The sequence below is a fragment of the Roseovarius halotolerans genome, assembly GCF_900172255.1.
GTDB classification, from domain to species: domain Bacteria; phylum Pseudomonadota; class Alphaproteobacteria; order Rhodobacterales; family Rhodobacteraceae; genus Roseovarius; species Roseovarius halotolerans.
In genome coordinates this window covers 77935-101156 of record NZ_FWFU01000002.1, presented here as the reverse complement: position 1 = coordinate 101156, position 23222 = coordinate 77935, and the positions used below count along the sequence as shown (strand labels likewise).

24 protein-coding genes are annotated in these 23222 nt (G+C 65.2%); 11 read left to right on the top strand and 13 right to left on the bottom strand.

Going from position 1 to position 23222, the window contains the following annotated elements:
• Positions 1 to 6: 6 nt before the first annotated feature.
• The 3 genes from ubiA to ROH8110_RS07435 all read left to right on the top strand — a co-directional run bounded on the left by ubiA (position 7) and on the right by ROH8110_RS07435 (position 3264).
• Positions 7 to 972: a 4-hydroxybenzoate octaprenyltransferase gene (gene ubiA / locus ROH8110_RS07445; RefSeq protein WP_085817150.1), complete on the top strand. Its 966-nt coding sequence runs from the start codon at positions 7 to 9 to the stop codon at positions 970 to 972.
• A 62-nt stretch (positions 973 to 1034) separates the two neighbouring features.
• Complete coding sequence (locus ROH8110_RS07440) at positions 1035 to 2951, top strand: OmpA family protein (protein ID WP_085817149.1); 1917 nt, start codon at positions 1035 to 1037, stop codon at positions 2949 to 2951.
• A complete protein-coding gene (locus ROH8110_RS07435) occupies positions 2938 to 3264 on the top strand; it encodes a hypothetical protein (RefSeq protein WP_085817148.1) in 327 nt (108 codons plus the stop codon). Before ROH8110_RS07440 ends, ROH8110_RS07435 begins: the two co-directional genes overlap by 14 nt.
• Before the next feature lie 6 nt (positions 3265 to 3270).
• Here the strand turns inward: ROH8110_RS07435 and ROH8110_RS07430 are convergent, their stop codons facing one another.
• The 3 genes from ROH8110_RS07430 to ROH8110_RS07420 form a co-directional block, all read right to left on the bottom strand.
• The gene (locus tag ROH8110_RS07430; protein WP_085817147.1) at positions 3271 to 4209 is read right to left on the bottom strand and encodes a sterol desaturase family protein; all 939 of its coding nucleotides are present in this window, start codon (positions 4207 to 4209) and stop codon (positions 3271 to 3273) included.
• A complete protein-coding gene (locus ROH8110_RS07425; protein WP_085817146.1) occupies positions 4206 to 4598 on the bottom strand; it encodes a hypothetical protein in 393 nt (130 codons plus the stop codon). The genes ROH8110_RS07430 and ROH8110_RS07425 overlap by 4 nt, the downstream gene beginning before the upstream one ends.
• A 62-nt stretch (positions 4599 to 4660) precedes the next feature.
• The gene (locus ROH8110_RS07420; protein WP_085817145.1) at positions 4661 to 5563 is read right to left on the bottom strand and encodes a DMT family transporter; all 903 of its coding nucleotides are present in this window, start codon (positions 5561 to 5563) and stop codon (positions 4661 to 4663) included.
• A gap of 267 nt (positions 5564 to 5830) precedes the next feature.
• Here ROH8110_RS07420 and ROH8110_RS07415 point away from each other — a divergent pair, with 267 nt between their 5' ends.
• From ROH8110_RS07415 to gnd, 3 genes are all read left to right on the top strand, one after another.
• A complete protein-coding gene (locus tag ROH8110_RS07415; RefSeq protein ID WP_085817786.1) occupies positions 5831 to 7015 on the top strand; it encodes an aspartate aminotransferase family protein in 1185 nt (394 codons plus the stop codon).
• 93 nt (positions 7016 to 7108) lie between these two features.
• Entirely contained in the window at positions 7109 to 8035 is a 927-nt protein-coding gene (argF, locus tag ROH8110_RS07410; protein ID WP_085817144.1) for an ornithine carbamoyltransferase, read from the top strand.
• A 43-nt stretch (positions 8036 to 8078) separates the two neighbouring features.
• Positions 8079 to 9488 (top strand): NADP-dependent phosphogluconate dehydrogenase, encoded by a 1410-nt coding sequence (gnd, locus tag ROH8110_RS07405; protein ID WP_085817143.1) that lies wholly within the window; start codon positions 8079 to 8081, stop codon positions 9486 to 9488.
• Positions 9489 to 9500: 12 nt separating this feature from the next.
• Here gnd and ROH8110_RS07400 read toward each other — a convergent pair whose 3' ends face one another.
• The 3 genes from ROH8110_RS07400 to hrpB form a co-directional block, all read right to left on the bottom strand.
• Positions 9501 to 10982 carry an inorganic phosphate transporter gene (locus ROH8110_RS07400; protein WP_085817142.1) on the bottom strand — a complete coding sequence of 494 codons (1482 nt, stop codon included), beginning with the start codon at positions 10980 to 10982 and terminating at the stop codon, positions 9501 to 9503.
• Between the two features lie 92 nt (positions 10983 to 11074).
• Positions 11075 to 11500, bottom strand: coding sequence for an NUDIX hydrolase (locus ROH8110_RS07395; RefSeq protein ID WP_245962826.1), 426 nt, complete (start codon positions 11498 to 11500; stop codon positions 11075 to 11077).
• A gap of 106 nt (positions 11501 to 11606) precedes the next feature.
• Positions 11607 to 14063: an ATP-dependent helicase HrpB gene (gene hrpB, locus ROH8110_RS07390; RefSeq protein ID WP_085817785.1), complete on the bottom strand. Its 2457-nt coding sequence runs from the start codon at positions 14061 to 14063 to the stop codon at positions 11607 to 11609.
• A 126-nt stretch (positions 14064 to 14189) separates the two neighbouring features.
• On the opposite strand from hrpB, the gene meaB reads away from it, so the two are divergent.
• Positions 14190 to 15164 carry a methylmalonyl Co-A mutase-associated GTPase MeaB gene (gene meaB, locus ROH8110_RS07385; protein WP_085817140.1) on the top strand — a complete coding sequence of 325 codons (975 nt, stop codon included), beginning with the start codon at positions 14190 to 14192 and terminating at the stop codon, positions 15162 to 15164.
• Between the two features lie 3 nt (positions 15165 to 15167).
• Here meaB and cuyB read toward each other — a convergent pair whose 3' ends face one another.
• The 3 genes from cuyB to ROH8110_RS07370 form a co-directional block, all read right to left on the bottom strand.
• Positions 15168 to 15848 carry a cysteate racemase gene (gene cuyB / locus ROH8110_RS07380; RefSeq protein ID WP_085817139.1) on the bottom strand — a complete coding sequence of 227 codons (681 nt, stop codon included), beginning with the start codon at positions 15846 to 15848 and terminating at the stop codon, positions 15168 to 15170.
• 37 nt (positions 15849 to 15885) lie between these two features.
• A complete protein-coding gene (hisD, locus tag ROH8110_RS07375) occupies positions 15886 to 17193 on the bottom strand; it encodes a histidinol dehydrogenase (protein WP_085817138.1) in 1308 nt (435 codons plus the stop codon).
• A gap of 142 nt (positions 17194 to 17335) precedes the next feature.
• A complete protein-coding gene (locus tag ROH8110_RS07370; protein ID WP_085817137.1) occupies positions 17336 to 17779 on the bottom strand; it encodes a low molecular weight protein-tyrosine-phosphatase in 444 nt (147 codons plus the stop codon).
• 43 nt (positions 17780 to 17822) lie between these two features.
• Here ROH8110_RS07370 and ROH8110_RS07365 point away from each other — a divergent pair, with 43 nt between their 5' ends.
• On the top strand, positions 17823 to 18515 hold the full coding sequence (locus tag ROH8110_RS07365; protein WP_085817136.1) for an NAD-dependent deacylase: 693 nt from the start codon (positions 17823 to 17825) through the stop codon (positions 18513 to 18515).
• Positions 18516 to 18568: 53 nt separating this feature from the next.
• Here the strand turns inward: ROH8110_RS07365 and ROH8110_RS07360 are convergent, their stop codons facing one another.
• The 3 genes from ROH8110_RS07360 to rpmB all read right to left on the bottom strand — a co-directional run bounded on the left by ROH8110_RS07360 (position 18569) and on the right by rpmB (position 19801).
• Complete coding sequence (locus tag ROH8110_RS07360; protein WP_085817135.1) at positions 18569 to 19006, bottom strand: copper chaperone PCu(A)C; 438 nt, start codon at positions 19004 to 19006, stop codon at positions 18569 to 18571.
• A 47-nt stretch (positions 19007 to 19053) separates the two neighbouring features.
• A complete protein-coding gene (locus ROH8110_RS07355) occupies positions 19054 to 19404 on the bottom strand; it encodes a hypothetical protein (RefSeq protein ID WP_139837393.1) in 351 nt (116 codons plus the stop codon).
• Positions 19405 to 19510: 106 nt separating this feature from the next.
• Positions 19511 to 19801, bottom strand: coding sequence for a 50S ribosomal protein L28 (gene rpmB / locus ROH8110_RS07350; protein WP_085817784.1), 291 nt, complete (start codon positions 19799 to 19801; stop codon positions 19511 to 19513).
• Positions 19802 to 20151: 350 nt separating this feature from the next.
• Here rpmB and ROH8110_RS07345 point away from each other — a divergent pair, with 350 nt between their 5' ends.
• The 3 genes from ROH8110_RS07345 to ROH8110_RS07335 all read left to right on the top strand — a co-directional run bounded on the left by ROH8110_RS07345 (position 20152) and on the right by ROH8110_RS07335 (position 21974).
• Entirely contained in the window at positions 20152 to 20559 is a 408-nt protein-coding gene (locus ROH8110_RS07345; protein WP_085817133.1) for a (R)-mandelonitrile lyase, read from the top strand.
• Positions 20560 to 20717: 158 nt separating this feature from the next.
• Positions 20718 to 21032, top strand: a complete 315-nt coding sequence (locus tag ROH8110_RS07340; protein WP_085817132.1) for a hypothetical protein — start codon at positions 20718 to 20720, stop codon at positions 21030 to 21032.
• Between the two features lie 51 nt (positions 21033 to 21083).
• Entirely contained in the window at positions 21084 to 21974 is an 891-nt protein-coding gene (locus ROH8110_RS07335; protein ID WP_085817131.1) for a dihydrodipicolinate synthase family protein, read from the top strand.
• 11 nt (positions 21975 to 21985) lie between these two features.
• On the opposite strand, the gene ROH8110_RS07330 is transcribed toward ROH8110_RS07335, so the two are convergent.
• Complete coding sequence (locus ROH8110_RS07330) at positions 21986 to 22960, bottom strand: glutathione S-transferase family protein (protein WP_085817130.1); 975 nt, start codon at positions 22958 to 22960, stop codon at positions 21986 to 21988.
• Positions 22961 to 23222 lie beyond the last annotated feature (262 nt).

Sequence of the window (23222 nt, the reverse complement as noted above, 5' to 3'; positions counted from 1 at the left end):
CACCATATGACCGGCAAGAACCAGACGCCAGAGGCGGCAGGCCCGGTGGCCGATGCGGTCACCGGCAATTGGGTGGACCGGCTGGCGCCGCCGCGCACAAGGCCCTATCTGCGGCTTGCGCGGGCCGACCGGCCGATCGGCACCTGGCTATTGCTGCTGCCCTGCTGGTGGGGGCTTTTGCTGGGGATGCTGCATGACGGGCGCGCAGGCTGGCACGATCTGTGGATATTTGCCGGCTGCGGGATCGGCGCGTGGCTCATGCGCGGCGCCGGCTGCACCTGGAACGATATCACCGACCGCCATATCGACGGCAGCGTGGCGCGCACCGCGCAAAGGCCGATTCCTTCGGGACAGGTGAGCGTCAAGCAGGCGCTGGCCTGGCTGGTGGCGCAGGCGCTGGTGGCGTTGTGCATCCTGTTGACCTTCAACATGGCGGCGATTGCACTTGGCGTGCTGGCGCTGTTGCCTGTGGCGATCTATCCCTTTGCCAAGCGGTTCACCTGGTGGCCGCAGATCTTTCTTGGCCTCGCCTTCAACTGGGGCGCGCTTCTGGCCTGGACGGCGCATACCGGGCGGCTGGAGTGGCCTGCGGTGGTTCTCTACCTGGCCGGGATCGCGTGGACCCTGTTTTATGACACGATCTATGCCCATCAGGACAAGGAAGACGACGCGCTGATCGGGGTGAAATCCACCGCGCGACTGTTTGGCGCACGGACCCCGAAATGGCTGTCGATGTTCCTGATCCTGAGCGTCATCCTGCAATCGCTGGCGGTGATCCTGGCGGCGGTCGGCGGCAGCTCCCCGGCGTTGCTGGTCGCGCTTCTGGGGCCTTGGGCGATGGGATGGCACATGCAATGGCAGATGCGCAATCTGGCGCTGGACGACAACGACAGGTTGCTAATGCTGTTCCGCTCCAACCGCGATGCGGGTCTGTTGCCCCTGCCGTTTTTCGCCGTCGCGCTGCTCCTGTGATTGCACTTGCGGTCGGCAGAGCCTAAACACGGGCGCGACAACAATTTACGGGCCCCGACACCATGCGCCTGTCTTCGATCTTCACCATCGCCGCGACATTTCTGGCCGCAGCCGTGTTCTGCCTTCTGATTGCGCGTCTTGCCGTGACCGTGATCGAGGACAGCTCACGCGCTTCGGTGCGCCAGGAACTGGACATGAACGGGATGACCTGGACCGAGGTCGATGCCGACGGGTTGCAGATATTCCTTGGCGGGACCGCTCCCAGCGAGGCGATGCGCTTCAAGGCGCTGTCGCTGGCGGGACGAATTGTCGATGCGGCGCGGGTGATGGACCAGATGCTGATCGAGGACACAAAGGGCATCGCGCCGCCGCGGTTCTCGATCGAGATCCTGCGCAACGACAGCGGCACATCGCTGATCGGCCTGGTGCCCGCCTCGACCGACCGCGACGCGCTGATGGAGGACATCGCCGATGCCACTGGCGAAGGCGATGCGACGGACCTTCTGGAATCGGCGGATTACCCGCATTCCGAAACCTGGGAAGAGGCGTTGGACTACGCCATCGAGTCGCTGGAACTGCTGCCGCGCGCCAAGATTTCGGTTGATGCCGAACGCGTCCTGATCAAGGCGATGGTGGACAGCCCCGAGGCGAAACGCCGGCTTGAGGTCGAACTGGCACGCAACGCGCCCGAAGACCTGCGCCTGTCGCTGGATATCTCGGCGCCGCGCCCGGTGGTCACGCCCTTCACGCTCCGCTTCCTGATCGAGGATGGCGTGGGGCGTTTCGATGCCTGCTCGGCCGATACCGAGGCGGCGCGCGACCGTATCCTGAGCGCCGCCGGACGCGCCGGCCTGAGCAGCAAGGCCGACTGCACGCTTGCCCTTGGGGTGCCCTCACCCCGATGGGGCGAGGCTGCCGAAATGGCGATTGATGCGCTCGACAAGCTGGGCGGCGGGAGTCTGACCTTTTCGGATGCGGATATTTCGATGGTCGCCCTCGAAGGCACATCGGAGAGCACCTTTGACGATGTGATCGGGCGGCTGGAAACCTCGCTGCCGGATGTCTTTGCGCTGCATGCGGTGTTGCCCCGCCCCGAGGATGCCAGCGCGCCGGTGGCACCGGAGTTCGTGGCGACGCTTTCGCCTGAAGGGCTGGTGCAGATCCGTGGCCGCGTCAGCAGCAAGCTGGCGCGCGAGACCGTGGACAGTTTCGCCAAGGCGCGGTTCTCGTCTGAGTCGGTTCGCACCACGGCGAGGGTTTCCGACGGGTTGCCGAAAGATTGGTCGCTGCGCACACTGACCGGGCTCGAGGCGTTGAGCCATGTCGCGAACGGCGTCGTCACAGTCACCCCTGATTCCCTGACGCTGATCGGCAAGACCGGGCAGAAGGATGCATCCGCGCGCGTCTCGCGTCTCCTGTCCGAAAAGCTGGGCGAGGGCGCGACCTTCTCGATCAAGGTGACCTATAGCGAGGCGCTCGATCCGGTCGCCAGCATACCGACACCAGAGGAATGCGAGGCCCGGATCGCCGAGATCCAGTCGGAGAAGAAGATTAATTTCGAACCGGGATCGTCGACCATCGAAGGCGGTGGTGCCGCGATTCTCGACGATATCGCCGAGGTGCTGAGCGAATGCGGTGACCTGCGCATGGAGATCGGCGGTCACACCGACAGTCAGGGCCGCGAGATCATGAACGAGAGGCTGAGCCAGGACCGCGCCCAGGCGGTTCTCAATGCGCTGCGCGAGCGGCGCATCCTGACCTCGTCCTTTACCGCCAAGGGTTACGGCGAATCCGAGCCGATCGCCGACAACGACACCGAAGCGGGACGTGAGGCGAACCGGCGGATCGAATTCCGCCTGATCCGCCCCGAGGCGGCAGAAGAAGACCCGACAAGTCTTGAAAGCGCCGACGAACAGGGCGAAGAAGATAACCAGGCCGAAGAACCATCGCAGGAAGACAAGCCCGATGAACAGAACTGAGTTTATCATCGCCACGGCAATCATACTTTTCGTGGCGTTCTGTCTGGGGTGGTTCGCCAACTGGCTGGTGCATCGCTTCATTCGCGTCAACCAGTCGGATGTCGGCGAGCTCGAGAAGATGGCGCAGGAGCTGCACGAGGCCGAGGAGACACGCGATCAGGCGATCACCTATCTTCAGCAGCGCGAGGCCGAGCTGACCAACCAGCTCTCGCAGACCGAAGCCGAACTCGCCGCCACGATGGACGGTCTGCGCGAGGCCCGCCACGAGACCGAGGAACTGCGCTCATACCTTGAACGCAGCAGCGCAGGCTGATGACCGCTATTCAGGGGCGGTAAAGCCCGGCGAGCCGCGATCCGAAGGATGCTTCGCAAGATGCTTGCGCTTGATGTCCGCTGAAGTGTCGCGGCTGGCGTCATGGCTCCAGCCCGGCGGCGCGACGCAATACATCAACCGTTCGCGCCATGTCAGCCCCGGCTGGATCACATCGCGCAGGATTCCGACCCATTCGTGAAACACCACCCGGATCGGGTTGAAGGTGCCGAGGTTGTGCACCAGCCCGTAATCGGGTTTCTCGTGGTCCAGTTCCGGCACGAAGGTGCCGAACATCTTGTCCCAGATAATGAAGACTCCGGCGTAATTGGCATCGAGATAGCGCGGGTTGCGCCCGTGATGGACGCGGTGATGCGAAGGCGTGTTCATCACGGCCTCGAACCAGCGCGGCATACGGCCGATGGCCTCGGTGTGGATCCAGAACTGGTAAATCAGGTTCAACCCGCCGCAAAACAGAACCAGCGCCGGGTGAAACCCCAGCAGAATCAGCGGTGCGCGCACCACCATCATGAAGGTGAATGTGCCGGTCCATGTCTGTCGCAGCGCTGTGGTGAGGTTGTAATGCTGGCTGGAGTGGTGGTTCACATGGCTGGCCCAGACCCAGCGGATGCGGTGCCCGAAGCGATGCACCCAGTAATAGCGCAGATCGTCCAGCACGAAGCAAAGCGCGATCACCCACCATGACGTGCCCAGATCCAGCGGCGTGATCGCCCAGAGCGCCATGAAGAACCCATAGGCGATGAAACCCAGCAAGACGCCCGACGCCACGCTGCCCGCACCGAGGATCAGCGAGGTTACCGCGTCGCGCGTCTCATAGCGTCCGCCACGTCCCTTGAGGACGATCCACAGCAACTCGATCAGGATGGCCGCGATGAAAAACGGCACCGCCCAGTTGACGACATCGGGGAAAGTGATCTGGTCGCTCATGCATCTTGCTCCTCGGGGGCTGCCCAGACCCCGGTTTCGGCTTCGTCCAGCACCAGGTCGATGCGGGGCGCGGTATAGTCGGGCAGGGAGATGCGCAGCCCTTCTGCGCGGCGGGTGATGCGCGCGCCTGTCAGGTAGCGCGCAGTGGTGTCAGCCCCCATCGGCCAGACGACCCCCCGACCCTTCGGCGTCTCGACCAGCGCGGCCATCCGGTTTCGGCTGAGAAGGACCCGCAATGGCGCATCGTCCGGGAACTCGCTGAGCCATGCATCGCGCGCTGCTGACTCATCGGACAGCGCAACAGGGCGCGACAGCCCCAGCAGATGCAAGAGCAGGGCGATCCCGAGGATGCCGACCGTCACCAGCGGGACCAGAATACTCAGCGGCATGGTGTCTCCTCCGCCCCGAAGTTAGCCAAATCCGGCGCGGGTTTGTCAAAGGTGGCGTGGCGTCACTCGGCGACAGGGGGCTGATGCGGTCTGCGCCGCCCCTCGCGCCACGCCAGCAGTCCCGCGCCCGTCAGGATGATGACCGCCCCCAGGATCGAGACGGCATCGGGCAGCACCGCGAACACCGCCGCGTCATAGATCGTCGCAAAGACCAGCGCGGCATAGAAGAAGGGTGCGACGAAACTTGCATCGGCCCGCGCCATCGCGTTGACAAAACAGGCCTGCGCGGCCGCCATGAGCACGCCGATCCCGGCCAGTGCCAGCCATTGCTGCACATTCGGCGCACGCCACACCAGCACCACCGCCAGCGTCGCGATCACGAGCCCGATCAGGTTGTTGATGAACAGGATCTGAAGCGGCCCCTCGCGCCCGGAAAGCCGCTTGATGAAAATCAGCTCGGTTCCCAGACACAGCGCCGAGCCGAGCGCCAGAACCGCTCCGAAGGCGATTGCCCCGTCGCCAGGGCGGGTCAGCACCACCGCTCCGACCAGCGCGATGGCCGCCGCACCCCAGCGGACCGGCCCAACCTTTTCGCCCAGCAAGGGCACCGCCAGCATCATCCCGAAAACCGGGTTGAGAAAGCTGATCGCCGTGGCGTCCGACAGCGGGATGAAGGTGGCGGCGGCGAACATAAGGGTCACGCCACCCCAGCCGAAAGCCGACCGCCCGGCGTGCAGCCCCAGATGCGGGCGGCTCATGCGCGGTCGCATGACGGTTGTCACGGCCCCGATGGCCAGCAGGGCGAACAGGAACCGGCCGTGGCTGATTTGCAGCGGATGCATCGCTGGCCCCAGAACGCCGGTGCCAAGCGCCTTGGCCAAGAGGGTCGTGCCCGCGGCAAAGGCCGAGGCCGCCAGCGTCAAGAGCGCGGCAAGCGCGGGGTTCGGGGCGCGGGGGCTGAACATGTCTGCAAGCGGTATGCGCAAAACATCACGCCGACAAGGCGTTTGCCAAGGCGTCGCAGATTCCGCTTCACGTCGCGTCAGGATCGGGCTAAAGCGATGCCATGATCAAACGCCAAGCATACGCCATCGCCCGACGCCGACGCATCCGCGCCTGACGTCCCGGTCGCTTGATCGCTGGCGCGCCCGCGCGCCGCACCCTTCCCGAAAACATTGACTTGCCCAAGCCTCTAAGGCACTCAAAGGGCTTCTGAAACAAAGGATATGCAGATGATCCCGTCCGTTCTTCCGACCTATAATCGGGCACCCCTGACCTTCGTCAAGGGTGAAGGCAGCTGGTTGATCGAGGCGGATGGGCGCCGATTTCTGGACATGGGGGCCGGGATCGCGGTGAATGCGCTTGGCCATGCCAATCCCGATCTTGTCGCCGCGCTGACCGAACAGGCGGGCCGGTTGTGGCACACGTCGAACCTCTATCAGATCCCGCAACAGCAGGCGCTGGCGGACAAGCTGGTCGATGCGACTTTCGCCGACACGGTCTTCTTCACCAATTCGGGCACGGAGTCCTGTGAATTGGCGATCAAGATGGCGCGCAAGCATTTCCATGCCAAGGGCCAACCCGAGCGCATCGGCATCATTGCCTTCGAGGGGTCCTTTCACGGCCGCTCGCATGCCGCCATCGCCGCTGCGGGGTCCGAAAAGATGACCAGCGGCTTCGGCCCGCTCCTGCCCGGCTTCAGCCATGTCGCCTGGGGCGATCACGACGGGCTCCATGCCGCCATCGACGAAACCACCGCGGCGATTCTCATCGAACCTGTGCAGGGCGAAGGCGGGATACGCCCGCTTCCCGACCAGTGCCTCAAGGGCTTGCGCGATCTCTGTGACGAAAAGGGCATCCTTCTGATCCTCGACGAGGTGCAATGCGGAATGGGGCGCACCGGGCGTCTTTTCGCGCATGAATGGGCGGGCATCGAGCCTGACATCATGATGGTCGCCAAGGGCATCGGAGGGGGCTTCCCGCTGGGTGCGGTGCTGGCCTCCGAAAGCGCCGCCAGCGGCATGACCGCAGGAACGCATGGATCGACCTATGGCGGCAACCCACTGGCCTGCGCCGTGGGTGCACGCGTCATGGACATCATCGCCGACCCCACCTTTCTGCAAGAGGTCAACGAAAAGGCCGGGCGCCTGCGCCAAGGGCTCGAAGGGCTTGTTGCCTCCCATCCCGATGTGTTCGAGGAGGTGCGCGGCAGCGGGCTCATGCTTGGCCTGAAATGCAAGGCGCCCAATGCGGATGTCCTCGCCGCCGCCTACGCCGAACAGCTCATCACCGTTCCGGCGGCGGACAACGTCATCCGCCTCCTGCCGCCGCTCAACATGTCAAACGAGGATCTTTCCGAGGCGCTTGCCCGTCTTGACGCCACCGCAACCCGGGTCGAAACGGGCAATGGGTCCTGATCTTTCACCTTTCCGGAAATACTCCGGGGGAGTCGCGCGGCACGCGCGGCGGGGGCGGCGCCCCCTTCCCCCTTCAGCCAAGGTCACCACGCCATGAAGCACTTTCTCGATATCCACAAGACAGACCCGGCCGAGTTGCGGTCGATGATCGACAATGCCCGCGCCATGAAGGAGGCACGCAAGGGGCGCCCGCGCGGCACCCCGGACGAGGGCTCGCCGCTGGCGGGGCGCATGGTCGCGCTGATCTTTGAAAAGCCCTCGACCCGCACAAGGGTCAGCTTTGACGCGGGCGTGCGCCAGATGGGCGGACAGACCATGGTGCTGTCGGGTGCCGACATGCAGCTTGGCCACGGCGAGACCATCGCCGACACCGCCCGCGTGCTGAGCCGCTATGTCGACCTGATCATGATCCGCACCTTCGACGAATCCGTGCTGCTGGAGATGGCCGAATACGCCGATGTCCCGGTGATCAACGGGCTGACCGATCGCACCCATCCCTGCCAGATCATGGCCGACGTCCTGACTTACGAGGAACATCGCGGCCCGATCACGGGCAAGAAGGTTGTCTGGTCGGGAGACGGCAACAACGTCTGCGCGTCTTTCCTGCATGCGGCGGGGCAGTTCGGCTTCGATCTGACCTTCACCGGCCCTTCGCAACTAGACCCCGAGGACGAATTCGTCGGACTGGCGCGCAAGAGCGGCAGCACCGTCCAGATCGAGCGCGACCCCGTCAAGGCGGTTAAGGATGCGGATCTCGTGGTCACCGATACCTGGGTCAGCATGCATGACAGCCAGTCCACCAAGGAGCGCCGCCACAACATGCTGCGCCCCTATCAGGTGAACGAGGAGCTGATGTCGCACGCGCGCCCCGATGCGCTGTTCATGCACTGCCTGCCCGCCCACCGCGAGGACGAGGCGACCAGTGCCGTCATGGACGGGCCGCATTCGGTGATCTGGGACGAGGCCGAAAACCGACTGCACGCGCAGAAGGCGATCATGCGCTGGTGTCTCGGAGTCTGAGCCTTTAGCATCCCTCCGACACCGGCGAAGGTTGGGGGGATGTATGGCACGCGCGCAGATCGGTCTTTACGGGCTTGGCACGATGGGCAGCGCCTTGGCGCTGAACCTGGCGCAACAGGGCCTCGACGTGGCGCTGGCCAATCGCGAGGTCGAGGTATTCGAACCTTTCCTTGCAGAGGCGGGCGCGCTGAGCGAACGGCTTCATCCGCATGCGACGCTTGAATCTTTCGTTGCTGACCTCGACGTGCCGCGCATCGTGCTGTTCATGATCCCTTCGGGGCCGCCAATGGACGAGATGATCGCCCGGATCGCGCCCCTGCTGGCGCCGGGCGACATGATCGTCGATGCGGGCAATGCCGATTTCCACGACACGCGGCGGCGCAGCGCGGCACTGGCCAAAAAGGGGCTCGACCTCGTCGGCATGGGCGTTTCAGGGGGCGAAGAGGGCGCGCGCAACGGTCCCTCGATGATGGTCGGGGCCACCACGGACAGCTGGGCGCGGCTGCAACCGATCCTCGAACGCATCGCGGCGCGCTACGAGGGCGATCCCTGCGTCGCGCGACTTGGTCCTGACGGGGCAGGGCATTTCGTCAAGACCGTGCATAACGGCATCGAATATGCCGACATGCAGATGATCGCGGAGGTTTACAGTCTTCTGCGTTTCGGCACCGGTCGCAGTCCGACCGAGATCGGCGCGCTGTTCAGCGCGTGGAATGGCGGCGCGCTGCGATCCTACTTGCTGGAGATCACCTCGGATATCCTGCAAAGCAGCGATCCGGTTACCGGCCACCCGGCGGTCGATGTGATCAAGGATAGCGCCGGACAAAAGGGCACGGGCCGATGGACCGTGATCGAGGCGCTGCGCCTGGGGCAATCGGCCAGCACCATCGAGGCGGCGGTCGGTGCCCGCAGCTGGTCAGCCGAAAAGGACACGCGCCAGGCGGCCGAAGCGATCCTGGGCGGTGCCCGGCTGGCACTGGGCCTTTCACCCGAGGTTCTGGCGGATGCGCTGAAGGCGGGGCGCATCCTTGCCCATGCGCAGGGTTTCCGCCTTCTGACGGCGGCCTCGCGGGAATATCAGTGGTCGCTCGATCTGGCCCGGATCGCCGAGATCTGGCGCGCCGGGTGCATCATCCGGTCGGCGCTGCTGAATGATCTGGCCGACGCCCTGCGCGCAGACGGCGCGGGAGAACCACAGGGGCATCTGATCCTGGCGCCTGCCATCGCGGAGGATCTTGCGGCATCGGTGCCGGCCCTGCGCGAGGTGGTGGCGGCGGCGGTTCATGCCGGTCATGCGCTGCCGTCGCTTTCAGCGGCGCTGGCCTGGTATGACAGCATGCGCCAAGGGTTCGGCACGGCCAATCTCATCCAGGCACAGCGCGATGTCTTCGGGCGTCACGGCTTCGAGAGGCTGGGTCAGGAGGGCCGCTTTCATGGCCCCTGGTGGGGGTGAGCGACCTGCGCGTCAGCGGATCACCGTTTTGAGGAACAGGAAGATCACCGCCGACATCGCTCCGGCGGCGGGCACCGTGACGACCCAGGCCGCGACGATCGTCATGAAATGGCTGCGCCGCACCAGTTTGCGGCGGCGGCGTTCCTCGAGCGGGATGCGCTTGGCGGTTCCGCCATTGCCGGAATTATTGCGCAGGCGCTTTTCCATATACCATTCGCGAAAGAACCCGACGCCGAACACGCCGCCCACGGCGATATGCGTCGAACTGACCGGCAGACCCAGCCAGCTGGCCACGATCACGGTGATCGCCGCGCTGAGCGCGACGCAATAGGCACGCATCGGGTTCAGCTTCGTGATCTGGCTGCCGACCATGCGGATCAGCTTGGGTCCGAACAGGAACAGGCCGAAGGAAATCCCGAATGCACCGATCACCATGACCCACATCGGGATCGCGACCTGCCCGGAAACGACACCAAACTCATTGGCGTGCACGATGGCGGCCAGCGGCCCCACGGCGTTGGCCACATCGTTGGCGCCATGCGCGAATGACAGCAATGCCGCCGACAGCACCAGCGGCAAGGCGAACAGGGATTTGAGCGAGCGGTTGCGGTTCTCCATGCCGGCTGACTGCCGACGGATCATGGGGCGCGCAAAACCATATGACACGACCCCGACGCCCAGCCCGATGAGCAGCGCGGCGCCGAGATTGACGGACACCACGCGCGACAGCCCCTTGAGCCCAAGGTATGTCGCAAAGGTGCCGGCCATGATCCCGACCAGCACCGGAACCCAACGCTGCGCCGACGCGATCTTGTCCTCGCGATAGATGATCCTGCTCTTGATGAACGCCAGGAACGCCGCCGCGATGGCTCCGCCCAGCACCGGCGATATCACCCAGCTGGCCGCGATCGCGCCCATCGTGGGCCAGTTCACCGCCGTCAGCCCGGCCGCCGCGATCCCGGCACCCATGACCCCGCCCACAACCGAGTGTGTGGTCGAGACCGGCGCGCCGATACGGGTCGCGAGGTTCACCCAGAGGGCCGCGGAAATCAGCGCCGCCATCATCGCCCATGTGAATATCTGCGCCTCGGAGACGCCCGCGGGGTCGATGATCCCTTTCGAGATGGTCGAGACCACGTCGCCCCCGGCCAGCAGCGCCCCGGCGCTTTCGCAGATCGCGGCGATCACGATGGCGCCGCTCATGGTCAGCGCATTCGCACCGACCGCCGGACCCATGTTGTTGGCCACATCATTGGCGCCGATATTGAGCGCCATGTAGGCCCCGAACACGGCGGCGACGACGACGACGGTGTTGTTGGGATAGGTTCCAAAGAACAGCGCCGCACCCAGTCCTGCGATCACCATGAAGACCAGGGCGATCCCCGGTGCGATCAGGGGGCGCGCGACATAAGACGTCGCGTATTCGATCTGGGAGATGCGCCTCAGATCCTTGTCCAGTGTCTTCCACTGGTTGCTGTCGGGTGTGTCGGGCACCGGCCCCTCCCAGGCAGAACATTCGCTGACAGCGCTAGTGGCAGATCCTGATCAGATCAATGGCGGAAGCTCATGAAACCGTTACAAAACGGTTACATTTCCTGAAAAATCGCTTTCAGCCCCGGCTCATTCACCATTTCGGCGGCTTGTGCGGGGCTGACCCACTTGCGCTCGCGCTCACGTGCCTCGGGGTAGATGTCGGAAAGTTCGCTGACATCGAGGTAGAAAACCTGCACTTCCACCGGCGCGCGATAACCCGTGTCGAGGCGTTTTTCATATGCGAATGTGCCCACCGGCACCGGCGTCAGCATCGCTGTCTTGACGCCAGCTTCTTCCCAGGCTTCCTCGCGCGCGGCTTCGGCGGCGGATTTGCCATCCATCAGCCAGCCCTTGGGCACGATCCAGCGCCCGCTGTCGCGGCTCGTAATCAAGAGCACCTCGATCCCGTCATCGCTCTGGCGGCCGCACAAGGCCGCCACCTGCACCTCGGGAGGGCGGCGCAGCAAGGGTTGGACCATTTCGGCCCACGCTTTTTTCAATCCCTCAGTCATGGGGTTCGGTTCGCCTGCTCATGTTAATTTCTTGTTATCGCTCCAATATAGCGATACCAGCGCAGAATTCAAATCACGGCTTGCGGCGCCGGCTGGCACGCAGTGTCGGATCGGCCACGGTCGGGTCTTCGGGCCAGGGATGCCTGGGGTAGCGCCCGCGCATGTCCTTGCGCACATCTGCATAGCTGGTGGCCCAGAACCCAGGAATGTCGGTGGTCGTCTGCACCGGACGACCTGCGGGCGACAGAAGTGTTACGCGAAGCGGGGTCCGGCCCACGCTGGGATGGGTCGTTTGTCCGAACATCTCCTGCAGGCGCAGGCTGATTTCCGGGGCCTCGCCGCCGTAATCTATCGGAATGCGGCGCCCGAGCGGCGTGGTGAACTGCGCCGGGGCCTGCTTGTCGAGCCGTTGCATCTGGTCATGGCTCAGCCGCGCGCGCAAGGCTTCGAGCATGTCGAACCGCTTCCAGTCCTGCGCTGTGCGCACTCCGGACAGAAAGGGCAAAAGCCAATCCTCGAGTTGCTCGAGCAGCGCGGGTTCACGCATGTCTGGCAGGTCATCGCCAGCCGCGCGCAAGAGCTCCACGCGCGCAACAAAGCGGCGCGCCGTATCCGACCAGTTCAATCCCAGGTCGCGCACTCCGTCCAGCATCGCGCGGGCTACCGCGTTGTCGGGGGCATCTTTCCAGACCCGGTCATCCAGCAACAGCGCCCCGAACCGTTCCTGCCGCCGCGAGGCCACGCGGCGTTCGCGCCTGTCCCAGAGGCAGACATCATGCCAGGCGATCTGATCGGCGAAGAGCCCGCGCAGCGCGGCCTCGTCAATGCGGATCGCCTGACGGATGCGCGCCTCGCGCGGGTTGCCGTCAAGATCGGTGGCCACGATCAGGCGCGCGCCTGACATGTCGTCGTCATCCGGCATCACAGCACCCTTGCCACCCGAAAGCACATAGCGCGGCGCATCCCCCTTGCGGCGCAAGCCGATGCGGTCGGGATAGGCGAGGGCTGCCATCTCTGCATCGTCCAGCTGGGGTTTTTGCGCAGGGGTCGCCTGACGGGCCAGCCGCCTGGCTTCGCTGCGGATGCGTTCAAGCGCGCCACGATTGACGCTGTGGGAATGTCGCGTCTGGAAATCGCGCAGATTGCGCAGCGCCGAGAGGCGCAGCGACAGATCCACCGGCGCGCCCCGCGCGAGCGGATCGCGGTCCGACAGAAGGGCGGCAGGCAACGCGGCGTCGGCCCCGGCCAGCGCCATCATATGCGCAAGTCTCGGGTGGAGCGGCAACGCCGCCAGCACCTTGCCATGCGCGGTGATCCGGTTGGCATTGTCCAGCGCGCCCAGCATGCGCAGCAGAGCCTGTGCCTCGGCATAGACGCCGGGATTGGGTGGCGTCACGAAGGCGAGATCACCGGGCGCGGCTCCCCAGAGCGCGAGCTCGAGTGCCAGCCCGGACAGGTCCGCGGCCTCGATCTCGGCAGGGGGGAAGGCCGGAAGTGCGCCATCCTCGCCCTTGGTCCAGAGGCGATAACAGACACCTTCTGCCACGCGGCCTGCGCGCCCTGCGCGCTGTGTCGCCTCGGCGCGTGTGACAGGTTCGGTTACCAGCCGCGACATGCCGCTGCCCGGATCAAAGCGCGCCCGCCGCGCCCGCCCGCCATCGACCACGACGCGGATATCGGAAATGGTCAGCGATGTTTCCGCGATGGCAGTGGACAGGACGACCTTGCGGCCGCTTTGGGCGGGGGCGATGGCAGCGCGCTGCTTGCTGAACTCCATCGCGCCGAACAACGGGCGCAAGTGGCAGTCTTCCGGCAGGCGGTCACGCAGCAGCGCCTCGACGCGGCGGATCTCACCCTCGCCAGGAAGGAACACGAGAATCCCGCCCCCGGTCTCGGATGCGGCGTCGAGGACCAGATCGGCCAGCGCCTGCTCGAACCGGCGCGTGGCGGGAACGGGGCGGTCAAGCCAGCGGATATCCACCGGGTAACTGCGCCCCTCCGACGTGACGACCGGTGCGTCATCCATCAGCGCCGCTACCGGTGCGGCGTCAAGCGTCGCCGACATCGCCAGCAGGATCAGGTCTTCGCGCAGTGCACCGGCCACCTCTAGGCAGAGCGCCAGCCCCAGATCGGCATTGAGCGAACGTTCGTGGAACTCGTCGAAGATCACCGCGCCGATGCCGCTGAGCGCCGGGTCGGATTGCAGCATCCGCGTCAGGATGCCCTCGGTCACCACTTCGATCCGCGTGGCGCCGGACACCTTTGCCTCGCCGCGCACACGATAGCCGACGGTCTGGCCCGGTGCCTCGCCCAGGGTCTGCGCCATGCGCTCGGCGGCGGCGCGCGCGGCAAGGCGGCGCGGCTCCAGCATCAGGATGCGTCCACCGGTCAGTCCGGCCTTGAGCATTTCAAGCGGAACCACGGTGGTCTTGCCCGCGCCGGGCGGCGCCTGAAGCACCGCGCGACCGCGGGCACGCAGCGCGTCGAGCAGCGGTGAAATCGCTTCATGGATGGGCAATTGCGTGGTCATGCCCGCCTTATCGGCCATGCGCTGGCATATTTCCATAGCCTGACGGCGGCGGCCGGTCTGGACATTAGGGGGCGCGGCGCGTCATGTAGGCGCCCGGAACACATCAACAACGGGTCTGCTGCCGCCATGGATATCGACACAATCAGCGAAAAGATCGTCGCCGGTGACCGCAGGGCGCTGTCGCGAGCGATCACCCTGATCGAAAGTTCACGCAAGGATCACCGCGAACAGGCGGCGCTGTTGATGGAGCGGCTGAAGGGCGCGGAGCGGCAGGCCATCCGTATCGGCATGTCGGGCACGCCCGGTGTGGGAAAATCCACCTTCATCGAGAGTTTCGGCACCATGCTGACCGCGCAGGGCCTTCGGGTGGCGGTTCTGGCGGTGGACCCGTCGAGTGCGCGCTCGGGCGGCTCGATCCTGGGCGACAAGACCCGGATGGAGCAGCTTTCGCGCGATCCCAATGCATTCATCCGGCCCTCGCCCGCGCAATCGCATCTGGGCGGCGTCGCACGGCGCAGCCGCGAGGCCGTGGCGGTCTGCGAGGCGGCGGGCTTTGATGTTGTGCTGATCGAGACCGTGGGCGTCGGGCAGTCCGAAACCGTCGTTGCCGAGATGTCTGACCTGTTCATTCTGCTGCTGGCCCCGGCGGGGGGGGATGAGTTGCAGGGCGTGAAGCGCGGTATCATGGAGATCGCCGACATCATTCTTGTCAACAAGGCCGATGGCGATCTGAAACCGGCGGCAACGCGCACCTGCACCGATTATGCCGGGGCGCTGCGCCTGTTGCGAAAACGGCCCCAGGACCCTGCCGGGTTTCCCAAGGCCATGATGGTATCGGCCATGCAGCAGGAGGGCCTGGAGAAGGCCTGGGAGGAAATGACCGCGCTGGTCGAGTGGCGCCGTGAAAACGGGTTCTTCGATGCGCGGCGCGAGGAGCAGGCGCGCTATTGGTTCGAGCAGGAAGTGCGTAACGGGCTTCTGGCGCGCCTTGAAACGCCGCAGGCCCGCGAGGCGATGCAGGACTACGCCGCGCGCGTCGCCGAAGGGACGATCACACCGACCGTCGCCGCGCAGGAAATGCTGGACGGGCTCAAGGGCTGAGCCTCAACCCTGCGCGAAATCGACGATCCCCTCGACCAGGCAATCGAGGCTGTCCGTCCAGCCGATACCATCAGGCAGCGCGCCGGTCAGAAAGGACAGCTCGGTGCAGGCGACCAGCAGGTGATCGGCGCCCGCATCGGCCAGCCGGTGCGCCTGTCCGTTCATACGTGGCGCCAGCGACTCCGGGTCTTCCCCGGCCTTGACGGCGCGGATGATCGCCAGCAACTCGCTGTCATCGCTCAAGGAGACTGGCTCTAGCCCGCGGGCACTGAAGGGCTGCAGGAACACCCCGGTCAGCCGCGTCGCGGGCGAGGCCAGAAGCCCCACCTTGCGCGCACCCGCGCCCGCCAGAGCCGCGGCGGTGAGGTCGAGCATGTTCAGGAATGGCAAGCTGGTCGCGCCCTGAAGCGCATCCGCGTAGTGATGGGCGGTGTTGCAGGGCATCGCGAGCGCCTTGGCTCCGGCGCGTGCAAGATCGTCCGCCATGCGCGCCAGAACCGGCGCGGGGTCTTCGCCGTTACCGTCGATCAGGGCCTTGATGCGGCTTGGAACCTGCGGGTTCTGGTGCACGATGAGAGGGATGTGATCGCCGTCATCGCGCGCGGGCACGGCATCAAGCACCTTCTGCATCAGAAGTATGGTGGCCTCTGGCCCCATCCCGCCCAGGATTCCGACAGTTCGCATTCTTACCGCTCTCCCCTTTGCCTATCGTGGCGCGGGGTCAGCCCCCGACGCGCGCGGGCATCTTGGCGCTTGCCGCGAGCTTGTCCAGCCGAATGTCGGCCGAGCGCGCATGGCCTTCCATGCGCTCCTCGCGGCTGATGCGGGCGCTGATGCGTGCCAGGTCCGGCAGGGCGCGGGTATCCACCTGTTGCCAGGTTACAGTCTTGAGGAACTTGTGCACGCTGAGCCCGCCGGTATAGCGCGCCGCGCCCGAGGTGGGCAGCACGTGATTGGGGCCGGCCGCCTTGTCACCGAATGCCACGGTGGTTTCCTCGCCAAGGAAAAGCGACCCATAGGCCCGCAGCCGCGCGCGCCACCAGGGCAGGTCAGCGGCCTGAACGTGCAGATGTTCCGGCGCCTTCTGATCGGCATATTGGGCCATCGACTCGCGGTCGGGGCAGAGAACCACCTCGCCGAGGTCACGCCACGCGGCCTGCGCGGCGCTGCGGTTGGGTTCGGGCAAGCTGTCGATGACCGACGGTATCGCTGCGATCACCGCGTCGGCCAGCGGCCTGTGCGTGGTGGCCAGCCAGACCGGGCTGGTTGCGCCATGCTCGGCCTGCCCGACAAGGTCGATGGCGACGGTCGCGGGATGGGCGGTTTCGTCGGCCAGGACAAGACTGTCGGTGGGACCGGCGAACATGTCGATCCCGATGGGGCCGAAAAGCTGCCGCTTGGCCTCGGCGACATAGGCGTTGCCAGGGCCGACAAGGATATCCGCAGGCGGTGCACCGAACAGGCCGAACGCCATCGCCGCCACACCCTGCACACCGCCGATGCAAAGGATGCGCGAGGCCCCCGCCACATGCATCGCATAGAGCATCGGCGCGGGAATGCCCGCTGCGCCGTTGGGCGGCGAACAGGCGGTGATGTCGGGCACGCCCGCTTCGCGCGCGGTGGCGATGGACATGAGCGCCGATGCGATATGCGTGTAGCGCCCGCCCGGCACATAGCAGCCAGCCGCCGAAAGCGGGATCTGCCGCTGACCGGCGATCAGGCCGGGGCGAAGTTCGACCTCCATGTCTTGCGCGGTGGCACGCTGCGCAGCGGCGAAGCGGCTGATATTCTCATGCGCCCAGTCAATGTCGTCCTTGAGATCCTGGGGCACCTCGGCGATCGCCTGTGCGATCTGCTCGGCGCTGACAGCGATTTCGCCGCTCCAGCCATCGAGGCTGCGCGCATATTCCAGCGCCACCTGCGCCCCGCCGGCGCTGAGCCGCGCCAGCATGATCTGAACCGTATCGGCGACATCGGCGATGGCTTCGGGCGGTTGGCCGGGGGCGGATTTGATGAATTCGAGAGGCATGGCGAAATCTCCTTGGCCCCTTGAATGTGGGCAAACGACATCGCCGGACAAGGCGTTTTCGGCGGGGCCGTGCCGGTTTTTGCGCGCGCCGAAACAGGGTTTCGGCAAACCTGAAAAGCCAGTCACCTTCCCGGCGTAACCTTCAGAGTGTCGCCCTCAGTCCGCGCGCCGCATGCTCGATCAGATCCAGAACGCCGTCGAAATCGCGGGTATAATAGGGGTCCGGCACATGGCTCATGCCGGTTTCGGGGGCAAAATCGGTGAACAGCCGCACTTGTGTCCCTGCGCCGGCGGGGCGCAGAGCCTCGATCCGTTGCAGGTTGTCCTCGTCCATCGCGACGATCAGGTCGAATTCCTCGAAATCGCCCGCATGGAACTGGCGCGCGCGCAGCGAGGAGAGGTCGTGCCCGCGTCGCCGCGCGGCTTCCTGCATTGGCCCGTAGGGCGGTTCGCCCAGATGCCAGCCGCTGGTGCCTGCGCTGTCAATCGTAAGCCCGAGATCGGGCGTGAGCGAACGCAGGACTCCTTCGGCTGCGGGCGAGCGGCAGATGTTTCCAAGGCAAACGAACAGGATACGGGTGGTCATGCGGAGCTCCTTTGGGCAAGAAGTGTTAAGGCAAGGAGGTGACATGGAAAAGATCGTCATTCTGACCGGTGCGGGAATTTCCGCGGAAAGCGGCCTTGGGACATTCCGCGACGAGGGCGGGTTATGGGCGCTGCACGCGATCGAGGACGTCGCGACGCCCGAAGGGTTCGCGCGCGATCCGGGTCTAGTGCATCGCTTCTACAACGCCCGCCGCGCGCAGGCGGCGCAGGCCACGCCCAACCCCGCGCATGAGGCGTTGGCGCGGCTTCAGGCCGGGTTCCACGGCGATTTGTGGATCGTCACGCAGAATGTCGATGACCTTCACGAAAAAGCGGGCAGTTCCAATGTGTTGCATATGCATGGCAGCCTGAGCGGCGCGCTCTGCGGGGCCTGCGATCATCGCTGGCCCGCGCCGCTTGAGATGGCGCCGGGTGACCAATGCCCGGATTGCGGCGCGCCTGCTGCGCGGCCTGATATCGTATGGTTCGGCGAAATCCCCTATCACATGGAACGGATCTGGGAGTTGGTCGAGACCGCGGATATTTTTGCCGCGATCGGCACGTCGGGGCAGGTATATCCGGCGGCGGCCTTCGCGCAGCATGCCGGACGTGCCGGGGCGCATTGCGTGGAACTCAACCTGGAGGATTCGATCAATGCCCGCGACTTTGCCGAGACCCGCCGCGGACCGGCGTCGACGCTGGTGCCAGAATGGGTTGATGAGATTCTAAGTCATTGACGTAAAATAAAAAGGCCGGGCGCGAGGCCCAGCCTTTCTGTTGCCGTTCGGGGTCAGCGTTCGAGATCGACGGGAACCTCGACCGAGATTTCGCCGGCGGTCTCGAAGGTCAGCGTGAGGGGGACGGTTGCGCCTTGCTCGAAGGGCGCTTCGATGCCCAGGAACATGATGTGGTTGCCGCCGCGCTCCAGCATGAGAGTTTCTCCGGCGGCGATCGGCAGGCCTTCTTCGACATGAATCATGCGCATCACGCCGTTTTCGTCCTGCTTGTGCGTATGCAGTTCCACCTTTTCCGATACGGGCGAGGCGGCGGCGATCAGGCGGTCATCGGTGCCGCTGTTGTTGGTGATGGTCATGAAGGCCGCGCCCGAGGTGGCCATCATGGCCGAGCTGCGGGCATAGGGGTCATTCACGGTGATGTCCTGCGCAAAGGCGGGAAAGGCGAGGGCGGTGGCGGCGAGAGCGGCCGCGATGGTGGTTTTGAAAGACATGGTTTTCGTCCTGACATGATTGGAAGAGTTTGACTGCGAAAGGTCGTTCAGGCCGCGAGAGGGGGCGCACGCGCACATGGCGATACCGCTGATGCAGTCGAGATATGTTGTGTAAATTCAATGGTTTCAACGGGCATCCAGCGCAGCTTGCGCAGCAGGAGCGGGCCGTCGGAAGAGGTAATCGCCTGGAACAGCGCCAGCGCGCATTCGGGGCAGATATGGGTGGCGCCGGTGGGCTGGCCATCGGCGTCGACGATCACGGTGACAGGCCCCGAGCCGGTGCAGATCTCGATCTGGCCGGCCGCGTCGGGGGCGGCGCGCGCCACGGCGAGGGCCTGGCCCGCGAGGACCATGACCAAGGCGAGGGCGATGCCCAGATATGCGCGAAGTCCTGTCATATTCATCCACCATATACGCCTTGTGCGCAGAGAAGGGGAAGCGACAAAACGAAACAGCCCCGCCGCAAGGGCAGGGCTGTCAATCCGGTTCGGAAGATCGTTTGGCTCAGGCGCTGGCGGCCTGGGCTTTGGCGATTTCCTTTTTGACTTTCAACGCGTTGGCGGAAAGTTCATCATCCTTCGCCTTGGCGAGGAAAAGATCCAGACCGCCGCGGTGATCGACGCTGCGCAGAGCGGCTGCGCTGATCCGCATCTTGATGGGGCGGCCCAGGGTCTCGGACTGGAGCGATACGTCCTGCAGATTGGGCAGGTAGCGGCGCTTGGTTTTGTTGTTGGCGTGGCTGGAGTGGTTGCCAGACATGGGGCCTTTTCCGGTCAGTTCGCAGCGGCGCGACATGGGTTCATCCTCGTCTTGGGTCAAGGGGGCAACGCGCCCCTGCTCAATGCAAATGGGCACCGCCAGTGGCAGCGCCCCGAATTCATCGCTGGGTCTTTACGTCCAAAGTCGCGGGGCGTCAAGGGATTCGACAGGGGAATTCGCGCCCGTGAAGGCATGTACGAAACGTCCGGTTTGTACATCGGTTTTGTACCGACTTCGCGCCGCCGGTCGCGGAAATTGTACAAAACCGGCAAGACCGCCTGCGGCGGGACGCTGCCGGGGCGGTTGTGGGCATCGCGGGAGGGGGCTAGGCTGCGGGGCGAACGACGGCTGAAGCGCGAGACCGAGAGAGAGCAGGAGGGAGCGTCATGGAGATCATCACCGCCGGGACCACGCCGGACAGGCTGGCGAAGCCCGACTGGTTCACCGGACGGGTCTGGCAGACGCCCATCGTGGAGGCCCCGGCCCCGGCACGGGTGCGCGCGCTGCGCGTCAGTTTCGAGCCGGGCGCGCGCACTGCGTGGCATACGCACCCGCTGGGGCAGACGCTGCATGTCCTTTCGGGCATCGGGCTGGTGGGGCTGCGCGACGCGGCGCCACGGGTGATCCGGCCCGGCGACACGGTCTGGATTCCGCCCGGCGAGGAGCATTGGCATGGCGCGACCCCCGAATCGATGATGTGCCACATCGCGATCCAGGAGGCCGATGCCGAGGGTCAGGTGGCCGACTGGCTGGAGCATGTGAGCGATGCCGACTACCGGCGCGCGCCCGATTAACCGGCTGGCAAGGCTGCATGGTGTTGGTTGGACGGGTTCACGAGGGCGTGGGCGTTTTCGGCGATGGGTGCGCTTGAAGAGCGCGCGAGGGATGCGCAGATAGATTGAGACGGGTGCCTTACCCCGGACCCGCGAAAGCAGGAACAAGGAGCGCGACCATGCAATTTCAGTTCAACACGGATTCGAGCATCGAGGGCAACGAGGACCTGGCCGCCTCGGCGGAAGAGACCGTGACGTCGGCTCTGGGCCATCTCTGTGACCGCCTGTCGCGGGTCGAGGTGCACCTGGTCGATGCCAATGGCGCGAAGGGTGGTGCAGATGATATCCATTGCACCATCGAAGCGCGCCCAGAGGGGCTGAGGCCACAGACCGTGACCCATGCCGATGCCGACATTCCCGCCGCCCTGCGCGGCGGTGGCAAGAAAATCCGCGCGCTTCTGGAAAGCGAGTTCGGCAAGCTGTCGCGGCGCTGACAGGATAATGCCAGACGCGCCCGAGGGCGTGGTGCAAGGGAGGGCGGGAGAATGACGGATGTGAGGGACTTGCGGGGTGTCGTGCCCTATCTGCCAACGCCGCTGACGCGCGAGGGCACGGTGGATGAGGCGGCGCTGAAGCGGCTGGTCAACCACCTGATCGCCGAAGGGGTGCACGGCCTGACGCCGCTGGGATCGACCGGCGAATTCGCCTATCTGGACTTCGCCGCCAAGGAGCGCGTCGTCGCCGCCACGGTCGAGGCCGCGAAGGGCCGGGTGCCGGTGATCGCGGGCGTTGCCGCCACCACTACGCTTGACGCGGTCAGGCAGGCGAAACGCTGGGCCGAGCTGGGCGCGGATGGCATCCTGGCCGTGCTCGAGGCCTATTTCCCGCTGAACGACCAGAACGTGATCGACTATTTCACCGCCATCGCCGATGCGACGGACCTGCCGGTCACGCTTTATACCAACCCGAATTTCCAGCGCGTGGACCTGTCGCTTCAGGTGATCGAGCGGCTGTCGCATCATCCGCGTATCGTTTTCCTCAAGGATGCGTCGACCAATACCGGGCGGCTGATGTCGATCATGGGGATGACCGAGGGGCGGCTTGGAATCTTTGCGGCTTCGTCCCATATCACCGCGGCCGTCATGCTGATCGGCGGGCGCGGCTGGCTCGCGGGGCCGTCCTGCCTTATTCCGCGCCAGAGCGTGCGCCTGTTCGAGCTGTGCGAGGCGGGCGACTGGAGCAGCGCGATGGAGCTGCAACGCGAACTCTGGGCGGTGAACCAGGTCTTCGCGCGTTTCAACCTTGCCGGGGCGATCAAGGCAGGTCTGAAATTGCAGGGGTTCGACTGCGGCGATCCCGCACCGCCCCAGGCTGCGCTGAGCCCTGAGGCGGTGGAGACGCTGCGCGATGTGCTGAAGCGCGTGGGTGCGCTTTAGCCGATATCGCCTCAGCCGCGCCCGTGCGGTGCGTCGAGGTCGAGATCGGGTCCGACGGGGATGATCCGATGCGGATTGATCATGTCGTGGCTGTAATAATAGTGCCGGGTGATATGATCGAAATTCACCGTATCTGCCACTCCGGGCCATTGGTAAAGCTCGCGCAGATAGCCCCACATGTTGGGATAATCCACGATCCGCGCGCGGTTGCACTTGAAATGGGTGTGGTAGACCTTGTCGAAGCGGATCAGCGTGGTGAACAGCCGCCAGTCGGCCTCGGTCGCGTCCGCGCCGGCCAGGTAGCGGTTGGACGACAGGCGCTGCTCGACCTTGTCGAGCGTCTGGAACAGGGGCGCGACCGCGTCGTCATAGGCCTCCTGGCTGGTGGCGAAACCCGCCTTGTAGACGCCGTTGTTCACGTTGGAATAGATCTCGGCATTGATCGCGTCGATCTCGTCGTGCTTGTCCTTGGGGTAGTAATCGTCACTGTTGCCGGTGATAGCGTCGAAGGCCGAGTTGAACATGCGGATGATCTCGGCGGATTCGTTCGAGACGATGGTCTCGCGTTCCTTGTCCCAGAGAACCGGCACGGTGACGCGGCCCGAAACCTCGGGGTCGGCCTTGGTGTAGAGGTCGCGCAGGAAGGGCAGGCCGTAAAGGTCATCGCCCGTTGCGCCGGGGTAATCGCTGCGCAGTTCCCAGCCTTCGCTGAGCATCTCGGGATGCACGACGGACAGGCCGATGTGATCGGTGAGGCCTTTCAAGCGGCGCATGATCAGCGTGCGATGCGCCCAGGGGCAGGCCAGCGAGACATAGAGGTGATAGCGCCCGGATTGCGCGGCGAATCCACCCTCGCCCGAGGGGCCGGGGCTGCCATCGGCGGTGATCCAGTTGCGGAATTTCGACGTGTCGCGCACGAATTTGCCACCTGTCGAGTCGGTGTCATACCATTCGTCGTGCCATTCGCCTTTGACCAGTTGTCCCATGTTCGGTCCTCCTTTGCCCGATTGAGATAGGGCCGGGGCCTTCGGGCGTGAAGCCGGATGGGCGCGCATCGCCCGTGCATCGCCGCACATCGGTCATTTTCGGTGTTTGCGTGCCGGGACATGGCGGCCTATAGACGGGGAGACGATGCCCGTCAGGCGGGCCGGAAAGATGTGCAGGCGCGGCCGACCCAATCCGGGGGCTCTGGCGGCTGTGATCGTCGGGACATCGGCGCCTATCAAGGGCGCCTTGCCCCCGTTTTTT